Origin of the sequence: Alcanivorax sp. NBRC 102024 (assembly GCF_001602235.1) — a bacterium.
GTDB lineage: Bacteria > Pseudomonadota > Gammaproteobacteria > Pseudomonadales > Alcanivoracaceae > Alcanivorax.
Genome location: NZ_BDAS01000002.1, coordinates 28,100 through 42,106 on the forward strand (window position 1 = coordinate 28,100; position 14,007 = coordinate 42,106).

The following is a 14,007-nucleotide window of genomic DNA, read 5'->3' on the forward strand; positions in this document are numbered from 1 at the left end:
GTGCAGTTCGCCTTAGGCTCAGTGCACCCTACGCAAGGCGTTACGGTTGGTGTTTTCCGGTAACCCGTTGGCGCGCTGGCCGTGATTCCACTGGTGTGATGGCCCGTTGTCTTGCGTTAATCTCACTCCATGACCACGTCGCCAACCGCTGCCCGCCTGGCACCACTGGCCTGGGCCACTGCCCTGTTGCCGCTGGTGACCATGCATGTCTGCTATCTGCTCTCTGCCAGTGAGCAGCTGGTCCCTTGGTGTCTGCCCTGGTTCGAGGGTTGTACCAGCATTTCCCGCGCGTCCCGTTCCGGCACGGCCTACTTCGTTTTCAAGGCGGGCATGTTGCCTGCCTGTGTCTGCATGGTGTTGTTCTGGTGGTGCAATCGCCAGTGGCTGCGACAGCTGGGGGTGGAGCCCCGGCTCTGGTGGGGGTTGGGGATGCTGGCGGCCCTGCCTCTGGCTCTCTATACGGTGGTGCTTGGCCACGCGGGGGATACGCCCTACCTGCTGCGTCGGATCGGTGTCGTGGGGTTCTTCGGGCTGACCTACCTGGCGCAACTGGGATTGAGCGCCTCCCTGCGTACCACGGCGCTATCCCGGGCGGGCCGCAGGCTGTTCGCCCTGAGCGGGTTTACCCTGCTGGTGGGGATCGCGTCATTGATTCTGGGAATGATTTGGCCGGAACACTACGACAGCATGGACGATGGGTTCGAGTGGGTGCTGGCCGTGCTGATCAACCTGCATACCTTGTGGGTGGCATGGCTATGGCAGCGCGGCGGCTTCTCCGTCACGTTTTCATCGAACCCCTGACCAGATTCGCGATCCAGACTACGGCGTCTTTTGTGGGCCGGGCAAAGCCAGGGTCGGGCCAGCCGGTTATCAGGTGCCGCAAAAAGTCTGACAAACACGCTCTTCCGGTGCGGGCGGCTGTCGATAGTGGTCGTCCGGGTCGCGGTCCCCATAGGGGTCGGCCAGCGCGCTCAACAGTGATGTGGTGACAGCCAGGTCACCCTGTTCAGCGGCGATCAAGGCGTCTTCCACACGATGGTTGCGGGGAATCACCGCCGGGTTGTGATTGCGCATCAGGCACAGGGACGATTTGAGCGGTTTGCGGTTGCGACCCAGGCGAACCTGCCAGCGCTGGTGCCAGTTGATGAAGGCATCATCCTGGTAGTCGCGGTGTTCCGGGAAGGTCTCGCGGGTGATATCGCAGAAGGTATTGGTGTAATCCGCCCGCTGGGTTTTCATCCATTCCAGCAGATCGGTAATCAGCTTTTCATCCACCGGGTCATCACCGAACAGGCCCAGCTTCTTCTTCATCATCGCCAGCCATTTTTCACTGTAACGTTGGTTGAAGGATTTGATCACCGCGGTAGCTTTTTCGATGGCGCTGTCCACATCCTCGTCAATCAGTGGCAGCAGGGTCTCGGCGAAACGGCTCAGATTCCATTGGGTGATGGTGGGCTGATTGCCATAGGCGTAGCGGCCCTGGTGGTCGATGGAACTGAACACCGTGTCTGGATCGAAGCTGTCCATAAAGGCGCAGGGGCCGAAGTCGATGCCTTCGCCGCTGAGTGTCACGTTGTCGGTATTGAGCACCCCGTGGATAAAGCCCACCCGCATCCAGTGAACGATCAGATCCAACTGGCGCTCCATCACCGCATCCAGCAACGCCAGGGCCTTGTTGTCGCTGGCCTGTTGGTCCGGGTAGTGGCGGTTCAGGGTGTAATCCACCAAGGCTTCCAGCAGGGCCGGGTTCTGTCTGCCCGCGGCATACTGGAAAGTGCCTACCCGCAGGTGGGATGCCGCCACCCGGGTGAGAATGGCGCCGGGCAGGGCGGTTTCCCGCAATACGGATTCGCCGGTGCGGACCACCGCCAGACTGCGGGTGGAAGGAATGCCCAGCCCATGCATGGCCTCGCTGATGATGTATTCGCGCAGCATGGGACCCAGTGCCGCGCGGCCATCACCGCCCCGGGAAAAGACCGTGCGGCCGCTGCCCTTGAGCTGGATATCCCGGCGGGCTCCGTCCGGTGTTATCTGCTCGCCCAGCAGAATGGCGCGACCATCGCCGAGCATGGTCAGGTTGCCGAACTGGTGGCCCGCGTAGGCCTGGGCGATCGGGTCGCTGCCGTCGATCTGTTCATTCCCGGCGAGAATCGCTGCCCCGGCCGGGCTGTCCAGGGCCTCGCCGTCCAGTCCCAGCTCCCCGGCCAGGGCCCGGTTGAACAACACCATCTGCGGTGCCTTCACCGGCTGCAGGGGGCAGCGGGAAAACAGGTCTTCCGGTAGATGGGTGTAACTGTTGTCGAACTGGAAACCGTAGGGGCGGGTCATTGTGGGCGCTCTGCTAACCATGAGGGCTACAGATTAACAGGCCGGGCTGGGCGGGGTCATTGGGTGTGAGGGGTCAGTAATCCTCCCGGTCCTCACTGGCCTGCCATAACTGGAACGCCGTTAACCGTTGCGGATGCTCAACCTGCTCAGTGGCCAGTTGTCGCTGTGCGGCAGGGAGAGCCAGCTCCTGGTAGATAAACTGATCATCAAAACCGATATGGGCCGCGTCGGCCTGACGGTTCAGATAAAACAGCTTGTCAGGCCGTGCCCAGTAGATGGCGCCCAGGCACATGGGGCAGGGTTCGCAACTGCTGTAGATCACACAGCCATCAAGCTGGTGGCTGCCCAGCCGATGACAGGCCGCGCGGATCGCCTCCATTTCCGCATGGGCCGTCGGGTCATGCTTGCCGGTTACCCGATTGCAGCCCTGGCCGATGATGACGCCATCCTTGACCACCAGTGCCGCAAAGGGCCCGCCCAGGCCCCGGCGAACATTGTCCTCCGACAGGGAGAGCACTGTCTGTATCAGGGTCTGGTGACTCAGGCGCGGTTCCATGGTGGGAGCTCCGGGGTCTTGTTGCCAGGCTGTCGTTACCGGCGAGTGACCTTGCCAATCACCGTGTTGTCCAGATAGTCCGCCCAGGCCTGTAGCATCTCCCGGCGTTTTTCCAGGTAGGCCTGGCGGTCATTCTGTTCATCGCCGGTCTGGTTGAGCAGTTGTGACTGGATCTGTTCGGCCTGGTAGCCCAGTTCGCCCAGCGCGGTGGCGGCCAGGGTACGCAGGTTGTCGGTGGACACCGGGGTGGTGCGGGTCACTTTCTTCAGGGCGCCGGTGAGGGTGCTGGCGCCCAGGTGCTTCTTGCGGTCACGGGTACCGGGGAAGATGTATTCCTGGCGGCCGGTGAGCGGTTCCATTTCGCGCAGCAATTCCACCGCCTGACGGGGCAGGGGAACGGTGATGATTTTGCTGCCGTCCGGGCTGTCGGTGCTTTTACGGCGGATGCGCCATTCGCCAGCATCCAGGTCCATGTCGGACCAGCGGGCGTTGACGATTTCGCTGGGGCGGGCCAGTAACCAGACGGTGAGTTTCAGCGCCGCCGTGGTGGTGGTACGGCTCCATTGTCCCAGTACACCGCTGGCCAGATTGAACAGCTGCTCGCGGGTACTGACCAGGAATTCCGGTTCGGTGCCGGAGCCGGTAAGCCGCCGGCGCAGGGCGCTGGTCTGCTGGTAGCCGGCCACGCCGGTGTCGCGGGCATGGGTATAGACCCGTTTGGCGATGCCCAGTACCCGCTTGCCCTTGTCGAGATGGCCTTCGGCACCCAGGGCTGCCGCCAGAGACTTCAGATCTTCCGGTGTCACTTCACTGACAACTCGCTTGCCGATACTGGAGATCAGATAGTTTTCCATCTGCCGCTTGGTGCGGCGGAACTGTTCTTCGGATACTTCAAACCGGTAGACCCGTTCCAGCCAGTCCCGTGCCACCGCCTCGAAGGTTTCCACCGAGGGGCTGAAGACCTCCCGTTTCTCGCAGCGGGTGAGCGGATCGGTGCCGTCGGCGATCAGCTCCCGGGCCTCGTCGCGAAGCTGGCGGGCGAAGGCCAGGGTCACCTCCGGGCAGGGGCCCAGGGTGATGACCTTGCTGCGGCCGTCGAACCGGTAGCTGAATTTCCAGGTACGGTTACCGTTGGCCTCTACCAGCAGGTAAAGCCCCTTGTCGTCCCGGAGCTTGTAGTCTTTTTTCAGGGGTTCGGCGTTGCGGACATCCGCGGAAGTCAGGGCCATGGCTCGCTGCAGTCAGGTTATTGTCGTCATCGCGGCAAAAAGCGATGCAAGGTTACAGACAATAAGCTACCCAGCTTTGCCGATGCGTTCAATTGCTGTGGGGTAAGCGTTGCTGCGGCGGCGTTGCGGTATGTAAATAAGGCGTCCTGCCGGCCACGGTTACCTGCAAACGCCGGTTTACATGGGGTAGCGGTTCTGCAGAAGAAGCCTGGAGGTGCCTGTGTTGATTTATTGTAAGGAGAGGCGCGCATTCACCCGTGCCATTTGTCAGAGCGTTGACCTGGGGCAATTTGTCATCTGGCCGTTGTGCAAGGATGTGCTAGCCTGAAAAGCATCAACAGCCCCTGATTAGGGAGGGTATGCCCGTGGAGTTCGATCCGTTCCTGCTGGCCCGGCTGCAGTTTGCCGCCAATATCAGTTTTCATATCCTGTTTCCCACCATCACCATCGGCCTGTGCTGGGTGCTGTTCTATTTCCGGTTGCGATACACCTTTTCCGGTGACAAGGCCTGGGAATACGCCTACTTTTTCTGGGTAAAGATCTTTGCCCTGAGTTTCGCCCTGGGGGTGGTGTCCGGCATCACCATGAGCTTTCAGTTCGGTACCAACTGGCCAGGCTTTATGGAGCGCGCCGGGAATATTGCCGGCCCCCTGCTGGGGTATGAAGTGCTGACCGCGTTTTTCCTGGAAGCGTCTTTCCTGGGCATCATGCTGTTCGGCAAGGACCGGGTGTCCAACCGTACCCACCTGATTGCCACTGCCCTGGTCGCCGTGGGCACCTCGTTTTCCGCCTTCTGGATTCTCAGCCTCAACTCCTGGATGCAGACCCCGACGGGCTACCGGATCGAGGATGGCGTGTTCTTCGTGGAAAGCTGGTGGGAGGTGATCTTCAACCCCTCCTTCCCCTATCGCTTCGCCCATATGTTCACCGCGTCCCTGCTGACCGCGGCCTTCCTGATCATGGGAATCAGCGCCTGGCGGGCCATGCGCGGCGTGGATGGCCCGGCCACCTGGAAAGTGATGCGCACCGGTGCGCTGATGGCCGCCGTGCTGGCGCCACTGCAGGTGGTTATCGGTGACTTGCACGGCCTCAACACCCTGGAGCATCAACCCGCCAAGATCGCCGCCATGGAGGGCATCTGGGAGACGGAAAAGGGTGCTCCATTAACCCTGTTCGGCTTTCCCGATGAGGAAGAGAAGACCACCCACATGGCTATCAAGGTGCCCAAACTGGCCAGCTTCATTCTGACCCATGAGTGGGACGGTGAAGTGCTCGGGCTCAATGAGTTCGAGGGAGAAGCCCCGCCGGTGGCGCCGGTGTTCTGGGCGTTCCGGGTGATGGTGGGCATCGGCATGTTGATGGTGCTGGTGGGCTGGTGGTCGGCCTGGCGGCTGTTCCGCAACCGGGATGAAAACCGCGACACCCAGACCTGGCTGCTGCGGGCCCTGTCGGTGATGACCTTCTCCGGCTGGGTCGCGGTGCTGGCGGGTTGGTACGTGACCGAAATCGGTCGCCAGCCCTGGATTGTGGATGGTCTGCTGCGCACCTCCGAGGTGGTAGCGGATCACAGTAGTGCCACCGTTGCCGGCACCCTGTTCGGCTATGTATTGCTGTACCTGTTCCTGCTGGTGTCCTACATCGCCACCTTGCGATACATGGCCACCAAGCCGGCGCGTTCCCTGACGCTGACCCCTCAGCAACGGGCCATGAACGATGCGGAAACTGCCGAAGGAGGCGCATGATGGATCTGGGATACTGGCTTCCGTTGTTCTTCGCCGGCGCCATGGGCCTGGCGCTGCTGATCTATGTGATTCTCGATGGCTACGATCTGGGCATCGGCATGTTGCTGCCTTTCGCCAGCGATGACGAAAAGGATGTGATGGTGGCGGCCATCGGCCCGTTCTGGGATGCCAACGAAACCTGGATCGTGCTGGGGGTGGGGATCCTGCTGATTGCCTTTCCCCAGGCGCACTCCATTGTGCTCACCTCCCTGTACCTGCCGGTGACGTTGATGCTGATGGGGCTGATCCTGCGCGGGGTGGCGTTTGATTTCCGGGTCAAGGCCGGCGACAAGCACAAGGCAAAGTGGAACCGTCTGTTTGCCTTCGGCTCGCTGGTCGCGTCCCTGTGTCAGGGCTGGATGCTCGGTGCCTTTGTCACCGGGCTTACCGGCGATGCCACCAGTACGCTCTTTGCCGCGCTGATCGCACTGGCCCTGCCGGCCCTGTACATCATGCTCGGCGCCGCCTGGTTACTGATCAAGACCGAAGGCGAGCTGTTCAACAAAGCAGTGCGCTGGGGCCGTATGGCGGTGTTGCCCATGGGCGGCTTCCTGCTGCTGATCTCCATCGCCACCCCGCTGGTGAGCAGCGCCATTGCCGACAAATGGTTCACCCTGCCCAATGCCATCGGGTTGATGCCCATCCCCATCGCTACCGCCCTGGCCTATGCGGGACTGATCTGGGTATTCAACAGCAAACAGATCCTGCACAACGGCTATGGCTGGCTGGCGTTTGTGGCGCTGATGGTGATGTGTGTGCTGGCCAGCATCGGTCTGGCCTACAGCCTGTTCCCGGATATTGTGCTGGGGCGGATCTCCATCTGGGAAGCGGCCTCGGCCACGGAGTCCCTGCTGTTCACCTTCTGGGGGGCGATCATCGCCTTGCCCATGATCCTGGCCTATACGATCTTTATTTACCGGGTGTTCCGCGGCAAGGCCACGCACCTGAGTTACGAGTAGCGATTCGCCTTGTGAACAAGGCTCCAACGGGGGGTGCCGTACCGCTCCCCAACCGTTGGAGCCTTGCTCGCAAGGCGAAGTTTTTCAAACGATTTCCATTACCGGAACAGAGATTTCTCTTTAAGGACTTTCTCCAGGTTCTGTCTCTCAATCCCCGCCATATCAATGGCAAACACGCCCTGCAGTAAGTCCCATAATTCTGCCACCGACGCGATCGTGTGCTTTTCACTGCGGCCATCCGGGAACCGTACCGTATAAAGATCATTGAGCAAGGTATGGCGGCGATCTTCGCCGGTGCGCACGGCAATCAGGTTATTCACGAATTTGGACTGGGGATGGCAGGCCACGTACCAGTTGGCCATCTCGAAATCCACGGGGCCCTGTTGCATAAGATCGAAGCGATAGAGCAGGCGCCAGGGCCCACCGACCTTCACCCACAAGCTGTAACCCTGCTGATCCGCGTCCACCCGGAACGGTTCCAGGGGGGGTGCGTTGGGAATCACGGCAGTGGAGCTGCAACGGTGCGGTGGGGGTCATGCCGCCGAATCCCACATCGCTGAGATAGTCTTCACCGTCAATCGTTACCAATAGCAGCATATGGGAGCGCGGTGGCCAGGCATCCTCCGGCTGGTTCCAGTATACCCGCCCGGTGATGCCTCGGGCCTGGAAGCCCAGCGTGGTAAGCACCTCGAGAAACAGCAGGTTATTCTCGAAACAGTATCCACCACGACGCTGGTGAACCAGCTTGTCCATCAGTGCCGGGCTATCCAGCGGCACCGCACGGCCCAGTAATGGATTCAGGTTCTCGAAGGTGATGCTCTGAAGATGTAATCGTTGCAGGGCTTTGAGGGTGGTCAGAGTGGGCTGTTTCTCCCCCTGATAACCGATCCGTTGCAGGTAGGCTTCAATATCCAGCGTCATAGTATGAGTCCGCGTTGGAAAAAAGTGAGGCAAGCATAAAACCTGAACTCAGGTTGATGTAAAGCCTTCTATCCGTTATTTAAATAACAGTGTTTTCTGAAAAAATCAGGACAAAACGATAAACCGGTAGCAGTCGACAAGACGCCTTCAGGGTAAGCTTTTGCAGAACCAGGGACGGCGTGGACGCAAGGCGATGAAAGTCTCAGTGGCAACGGACAGGCTCACCTTTACCCCGCTCACCGATGCGGACTTGCCGGTGCTGCACGACTGGCTGGGGCGCGAGCATGTGAGCCGCTGGTGGGGGCCGCAGCGCAGTCTGGACGAGGTGGTGAGAGACTACCATCCGGCCCAGCGCTGTTTCGGCGGCGTCATGTTTTTCCTGATTCGTCTGGATGCAGAGCCACTGGGCTTTATCCAGCGCTACGCGCCCATCGAGCATCACCATGAAGGCTGGTGGCTGGACATTGATGATCCGGGCGTACGCGGGGTGGATGTGTTTCTTGCCAGCGAAAGCCACCTGGACCATGGGCTTGGCAGCACGGCGGTGGCCGCCTTTGTGGACAGGTTATTCGAAGACCCCCAGGTCACCGAGATCATTGCCGACCCGGCTCCGGATAACCTGCGGGCGGTTCACTGTTTTCGCAACGCCGGTTTTATTGCCCGACAGGTAGTGAAGACCCCGGACGGGCCGGCCCTGTTAATGACTCTCCCCCGGCCCGAATAGCCAGCTCCAGGCAATACGCTGAACACCTATGCCCTGGTGCGCAAGACGCCAGCCGGCTACGACTCAAGCCCGGCAATCAACGCATTCACCGCCCGGGCAAACTGCACCGGTGAATCTTCCTGCAGAAAGTGACCGCCCACCAGGGTCTGGTGGGGCTGACCCTTGGCGCCGGGAATGCGCTCTTGCATGAACTTGTCGCCACCCCGGGTGATCGGGTCGCCATTGCTGAAGGTGGTCAGGAAGGGCTTTTGCCACTGTTCCAATACTTTCCAGGCGTTACGGTTGGCGTCGCTGGCCGGGTCGTCCGGTGTCACCGGCACCAGCTTCGGAAAGGCCCGGGCGCCGGCCTTGTACTTCTTGCTCGGGAAGGGCGCATCGTAGGCGCGTCGCTCATCCGGCCCCAGCTTTTTGAAGGTGCCGCTGTCGATGATCCGGGCGATGGGAAACACCGGGCTGTAGAGCGCGAAATTCTTCCACAGTTGAAAGGCTTTCGGCACCTTCTGGTCGCCGGTGGGCAGCATGCCGTTGCCGACCACAATGGCCCGAAAGCGCTCCGGATTCTCCGCCGCCAGGCGCAGGCCCAGCAGCGAGCCCCAGTCCTGGCACACCAGGGTGATATCGGTCAGGTCCAGCTGCTCCAGCCAGGACTGCATCCAGTCCATATGGCTCTGGTAGCTGTAGGCGTTGAGGTCGGTGGGCTTGTCGGACTTGCCGAAGCCGATTAGATCCGGAGCCAGCACCCGATGGCCGGCGGCGGCGCAGATCGGAATCATGTGTCGGTACAGGTACGACCAGGACGGCTCGCCATGCATCATCAGCACCGGCTTGGCATCCGCCTGGCCTTCGTCCAGATAATGCATGCGCAGGCCGCCCACGTCCGCATAGTGGGGCTCGAAGGGGTAGTCCAGCAGTCGTTCGAAACGGGAATCCGGAGTGCGCAGAAAATCCATGGGTCATCCTGATAAAAAGGAAAACCCAAGGATGGCCGTTCCCGGCCGCTGGTGACCATGTCTTCCCGGGCCAAAGGGCGTGAAGAAATGAGGAGGGGCGACGTTTGCGTAGGGTGGCACTGAGCCTGAGGCGAACTACACCATGACCACGGCGGTTGCGGTGCAGTTCGCCTCAGGCTCAGTGGCATCCTACGGTTTGGATTGGCGTTGGCCGGTTATTCGTCCCAGAGACCTTCCAGGGTGTAATCGCTGCCCGGCTGGGCCCAGAAGCCGCCGTCCACGTAGCGGCGGTGACGGTCCAGCTCGGCGATGGCCTGCATGTCGTCCTCGCTGAGCCGCAGGTCGGCGGCATCCAGGTTCTGTTGCAGCCGTTGCGGGTTCACCGATTTCGGGATCACCGCCGTACCCCGCTGCAGGGCCCAGGCAATCAGCACCTGTGCCGGGCTGGCGTTGTGGTTGTCGGCGATGTCATGGAGGATCGGGTCTTCCAGCAGCACCGGTTCATCCTCGGCCTTGAGGCCGTCCGGGCGGTCGGAGGAGCCCAGCGGGGAATAGGCGGTCAGGTGAACGCCCTGTTGCTGGCAGAAGCGCAGCATCTCTTTCTGCTGCAGATAAGGATGCAGCTCGATCTGGTTCATGGCCGGTTTCAACCGTGCCTTGCCGATCAGGTCTTGCAGCTTTTTCACGCTGAAGTTGGAGACGCCGATCTGTCGGGTCAGGTTGTTATCCACCAGTGCTTCCATGGCGGTCCAGGTCGTTGCCACGGGCAGATCATTCAAAGACACCATGTCATCGCCGGACTCGGGAAAGGGCACGCCCTTCTTCAGGGCCACCGGCCAATGCATCAGGTACAGGTCCAGATAATCCAGCTTCAGGTTGTTCAGGGTGGTTTCCAGGGCCGGCTGCACATCCTCCGGGGCATGGTCGCTGTTCCACAGCTTGGAGGTGATCCACAGGTCCTCGCGCTGTACGGTGCCGGCGGTGAACACCTCCTGCAGCGCCTGGCCGATTTCATCCTCGTTGCCGTAAATGTGGGCACAGTCGATGTGCCGGTAACCCATCTCGATGGCGGCCTTCACGGCCTCGTAGACCTCGCCGGGCCGGGATTTCCAGGTACCCAGTCCCAGTTGCGGCATGGTATCGCCGTTGGCAAATGTCAGTGTTTTCATCACCTGCTCCTGTAGATGCTGTGTGATCGTCCCGGCCGCTTTTGGCAGCCGGAAAGGGGAAAACAAATACCCTACCCACAGAGACCCCCAACAGGCACCGCAGTTCCTGCCGGATCCTTGTCCGATTCTCCGGAATGAGCGCTTGAGCCGCCTGAGCCATTTCGCTACTGTGGCCAGCCTTTCTTTTCTGTATGGCGGCGCCTTTTCTCGTCGCCCCTTGCTTGGAACCTGTTTTATGTGGATCAAGAATCTGGTTGTGTTTGTGGGCGAAGAGGCCTTTCCTTTCTCCGTGGCCGAGCTCGATGAAACCCTGGACCAGAACCGCTGCCAGCCCTGTGGCTCGCAGACCCTGCGCACGGAAGGCTTTGTGCCTCCCCTGAAAGGGCAGGACCCGATGGTCTATGCGGTGGACGGCTTTATCTACTGCACCTACCAGGAAACCTCGCGCTTGCTGCCCGGGCCGGTGATCAAGGAGCTGCTCGACGAGAAAGTGGAGCACATCCAGGACGAGGAAGGCCGCAAGGTGGGGCGCAAGGAAAAGGCGGATCTGAAAGAGCAGATCACCTTCGAACTGATGCCCCGCGCCTTCACCCGCTCCCGCCGTACCTCCCTGCTGATCGACACGGAACGTAAGCGGGTGATGGTGGATGCCTCGTCCGCCAGCCGCGCGGAGGAAGTGGTGGCCTGCCTGCGCAAGGCCATCGGCACCCTTCCGGTGGCCTATCCGGCGCCCAACTCCGCTCCCTACACCAGCTTCAGCAACTGGCTGAAAGACACCAAGCTGCTGCCGGAAGGCTTCACCCTGGGTGATCGTTGCGAGCTGAAAGGCACCAAGGACGAAGGCGCGGCGGTGAAGTTCACCGCCGTGGATCTGGGCCAGGAAGAAATCCTCGCCCACCTGGAAACCGGCATGGTGGCCACCCGTATCAATCTGGCCTGGCAGGATTCCCTGGAGCTGGATATCAACGACAAGCTGGAAATCAAACGCATCAAGGCGCTGGATCTGCTGCAGGAAAATATCGACGCCATGGACGCGGACGATGCGGTGGCCGAACTGCAGGCGCGGATCAGCCTGCAGGGCAATGTGCTGCGCGAGGCGCTGGATGGGTTGTTCGGGTATTTCGAGGTGAACCCGGCCTGATCTGAAGCCGAAATCCCCGCCGTAGGAGCGTCGCTTGCGGCGCGATAGCAAACGCCTTTAATCGCGCCGCGAGCGACGCTCCTACGAGAGGGTGTGCGGTTCAGTCCTCAATGTCCTCGTCGTCTTCCTGGTCCTTGTCCAGTTTGACGATGGAGCCTTCATCACAGTCCGGGGAATGGGTGAAGGTCTGTGTCACGTCCAGGTACCCCAGATGGGACAGGGTGCGGCGACCCAGCAGTACCGGATAGATCATGTCCGAGCGGTCGTTCAGGGTGAACTGCTCTTCGTAGATCGTATTGCCCATGCACAGATTCATCAGCACCACCGGACGACGTTCTTCGCCACCGGCCCCCCGAATGATCACCTTGCGGTAGCGGGGCTTTTCGAAGGTCTTTTCCACCTTTTTACCGCTGGCCTCATCGTGCACATCCACGGTAAAGCGCACCCAGTCGTCACCGTCTTTTTCAAAAATTTCCACATCGGTGGCATGCAGTGACGAGGTCAGTGCGCCACTGTCCAGCTTCGCTTTCAGCTCCACACCCCAGGGTTCGATGGTGGTCTTTTCCACCCAGCCAAAGACCGGGCGGTCGGCAGCCAGGGCTTGTCCGGCCAGCAGCAACAGGGCGGGGAACAGGGCAAGTGTCAGGCGAGGCATGGCATCTCCTTGATGATTCAGGTCGAACAGTACGACCGGTAATGGACGGTCCGGTTCCCCGGCTGTCCCGATCAGACCGGGCCGGGGTCGAACTGGTACTTGTCCGGTTCGAACTTGCGGGTGCGCATCCAGTACTGGAACGTGAAGCTGGGCCACAGGGTCCGGTTTTTCCCGAATTCGTCCAGATACCAGCTCTCACAGCCCCCGGAGGACCATACTGCCTCGTCCAGTTGCGCCTGCAGACGCCGGTTGAATCCCGCCTGCACCTCCGGCTTCACGTCCAGGGAGCCGGCATCTTCACGGAGCAGTTTGTTCACCGCCTGCATCACATAGTTCACCTGGGCCTCGATCATGAACACGATGGAGGTATGGCCGAGCCCGGTATTGGGGCCCAGCAGCATGAAGAAATTGGGGAAGCCGCTCACCGAGATGCCCAGGTAGGCTTCCATGCCGGTCTCGTTCCAGGTGTCGCGAATTTCCTCGCCGCCCTTGCCGATGATCTGCATGGGGCCGATGGGGTCGGAGACCTTGAAGCCGGTGCCGTAGATAATGCAGTCCACCTCCCGCTCAACGCCTTTGCCATCGACAATGCTGTGGGCCTTCACTTCCTGGATGCCGTCGGTCAGCACCGCCACATTGTCCCGATTCAGCGACGGATAATATTCATCGGACATGAGAATGCGTTTGCAGCCGATGGTGTAGTCCGGGGTGACTTTCTTGCGCAGTTCCGGGTCCTTGATATTGCGGCGGATAAAGTGGCGACCATACAGCTCCGCCAGTTTCATGGCGCGCGGGTCCACCGCCAGGCCCAGCACCCGGCTTTCCATCCACCAGTAGATGCCGCCCCGGAACAACTTCTGCGTCATCGGCAGGGTCTTGAACAGCAGCTTTTCGATTTTGGTCATGCGCCGGTCCGGTTTGCTCAGCACCCAGGGCGGGGTGCGCTGATACAGATCCAGCTGCTCGACCTGCGGGGCAATACGCGGCACAAACTGGATGGCACTGGCACCGGTACCCACGGCAGCCACGCGCTTGCCGGAGAGATCGTAATCATGGTTCCAGCGGGCGGAGTGAAAGGCCTCGCCCTGAAAGTTCTCCACCCCTGGCAGTTTCGGATAGGCGGGGATGCTCAGCGCGCCGATGCCGGACACGAAAATGCGCGTGGTCAGCTCGGTGCCGTCATGGGTGGTCACATGCCAGATCTGCTTCTGCTCGTCGTATTCGGCCTTCTCCACCTCGCAGTTGAAGCGCATATGTGGGGTGACGCCGAACTTGTCGGCGCAGCGCTTCAGGTAATCCCAGATTTCCTGCTGGGGAGCAAACATCCGCGACCAGCGCGGGTTGGGGGCAAAGGAATAGGAATACAGGTGGGAGGGCACATCGCAGGCGCAGCCCGGGTAGATATTGTCCCGCCAGGTGCCGCCGATATCCCCGGCCTTTTCCAGCACCACGAAATCGTCGTAGCCCGCCTCCTTGAGCTGAATCGCCATACACAGTCCGGAGAACCCGGCACCCACCACAATCACCTGATGATCGGCACGAGCCGCCTTGTTGTTTTTGCTCATTGTGCACCTCCCTGGTTATCACCATCATG

Annotated in this window: 13 protein-coding genes and 1 pseudogene; 5 read left to right on the top strand and 9 right to left on the bottom strand. The window is 60.8% G+C overall.

Features of this window, described 5'->3' with window-relative positions; all coding sequences use genetic code 11:
• Positions 1-129: 129 nt before the first annotated feature.
• Complete coding sequence (locus tag A0251_RS03860) at positions 130-801, top strand: hypothetical protein (protein WP_062815537.1); 672 nt, start codon at positions 130-132, stop codon at positions 799-801.
• Between the two features lie 69 nt (positions 802-870).
• On the opposite strand, the gene A0251_RS03865 is transcribed toward A0251_RS03860, so the two are convergent.
• The 3 genes from A0251_RS03865 to A0251_RS03875 all read right to left on the bottom strand — a co-directional run bounded on the left by A0251_RS03865 (position 871) and on the right by A0251_RS03875 (position 4,113).
• Complete coding sequence (locus A0251_RS03865) at positions 871-2,328, bottom strand: YdiU family protein (protein WP_062815538.1); 1,458 nt, start codon at positions 2,326-2,328, stop codon at positions 871-873.
• Between the two features lie 73 nt (positions 2,329-2,401).
• Complete coding sequence (locus tag A0251_RS03870) at positions 2,402-2,884, bottom strand: nucleoside deaminase (protein ID WP_082810750.1); 483 nt, start codon at positions 2,882-2,884, stop codon at positions 2,402-2,404.
• 35 nt (positions 2,885-2,919) lie between these two features.
• A complete protein-coding gene (locus tag A0251_RS03875) occupies positions 2,920-4,113 on the bottom strand; it encodes an integrase arm-type DNA-binding domain-containing protein (RefSeq protein ID WP_062815539.1) in 1,194 nt (397 codons plus the stop codon).
• 359 nt (positions 4,114-4,472) lie between these two features.
• On the opposite strand from A0251_RS03875, the gene A0251_RS03880 reads away from it, so the two are divergent.
• Both A0251_RS03880 and A0251_RS03885 read left to right on the top strand, forming a co-directional pair.
• Entirely contained in the window at positions 4,473-5,855 is a 1,383-nt protein-coding gene (locus tag A0251_RS03880; RefSeq protein WP_231866148.1) for a cytochrome ubiquinol oxidase subunit I, read from the top strand.
• The gene (locus A0251_RS03885) at positions 5,852-6,853 is read left to right on the top strand and encodes a cytochrome d ubiquinol oxidase subunit II (protein ID WP_231866149.1); all 1,002 of its coding nucleotides are present in this window, start codon (positions 5,852-5,854) and stop codon (positions 6,851-6,853) included. Before A0251_RS03880 ends, A0251_RS03885 begins: the two co-directional genes overlap by 4 nt.
• A gap of 98 nt (positions 6,854-6,951) precedes the next feature.
• Here A0251_RS03885 and A0251_RS17585 read toward each other — a convergent pair whose 3' ends face one another.
• A complete protein-coding gene (locus A0251_RS17585) occupies positions 6,952-7,356 on the bottom strand; it encodes an arylamine N-acetyltransferase (protein WP_307188430.1) in 405 nt (134 codons plus the stop codon).
• 31 nt (positions 7,357-7,387) lie between these two features.
• Positions 7,388-7,774, bottom strand: a pseudogene (locus tag A0251_RS17590) (arylamine N-acetyltransferase); the annotation flags it as partial.
• Positions 7,775-7,967: 193 nt separating this feature from the next.
• On the opposite strand from A0251_RS17590, the gene A0251_RS03900 reads away from it, so the two are divergent.
• On the top strand, positions 7,968-8,498 hold the full coding sequence (locus A0251_RS03900; RefSeq protein ID WP_062815543.1) for a GNAT family N-acetyltransferase: 531 nt from the start codon (positions 7,968-7,970) through the stop codon (positions 8,496-8,498).
• Between the two features lie 56 nt (positions 8,499-8,554).
• Here A0251_RS03900 and A0251_RS03905 read toward each other — a convergent pair whose 3' ends face one another.
• Entirely contained in the window at positions 8,555-9,448 is an 894-nt protein-coding gene (locus A0251_RS03905) for a haloalkane dehalogenase (protein WP_062815544.1), read from the bottom strand.
• A 215-nt stretch (positions 9,449-9,663) separates the two neighbouring features.
• Entirely contained in the window at positions 9,664-10,617 is a 954-nt protein-coding gene (locus A0251_RS03910) for an aldo/keto reductase (RefSeq protein WP_062815545.1), read from the bottom strand.
• Positions 10,618-10,852: 235 nt separating this feature from the next.
• On the opposite strand from A0251_RS03910, the gene A0251_RS03915 reads away from it, so the two are divergent.
• Positions 10,853-11,758 carry a recombination-associated protein RdgC gene (locus tag A0251_RS03915; RefSeq protein ID WP_062815546.1) on the top strand — a complete coding sequence of 302 codons (906 nt, stop codon included), beginning with the start codon at positions 10,853-10,855 and terminating at the stop codon, positions 11,756-11,758.
• A 100-nt stretch (positions 11,759-11,858) separates the two neighbouring features.
• Here A0251_RS03915 and A0251_RS03920 read toward each other — a convergent pair whose 3' ends face one another.
• Together A0251_RS03920 and A0251_RS03925 are read right to left on the bottom strand one after the other, a co-directional pair.
• Positions 11,859-12,413 (bottom strand): ATP-dependent zinc protease, encoded by a 555-nt coding sequence (locus tag A0251_RS03920; protein WP_062815547.1) that lies wholly within the window; start codon positions 12,411-12,413, stop codon positions 11,859-11,861.
• Positions 12,414-12,484: 71 nt separating this feature from the next.
• The gene (locus tag A0251_RS03925; RefSeq protein WP_062815548.1) at positions 12,485-13,978 is read right to left on the bottom strand and encodes an NAD(P)/FAD-dependent oxidoreductase; all 1,494 of its coding nucleotides are present in this window, start codon (positions 13,976-13,978) and stop codon (positions 12,485-12,487) included.
• Positions 13,979-14,007 lie beyond the last annotated feature (29 nt).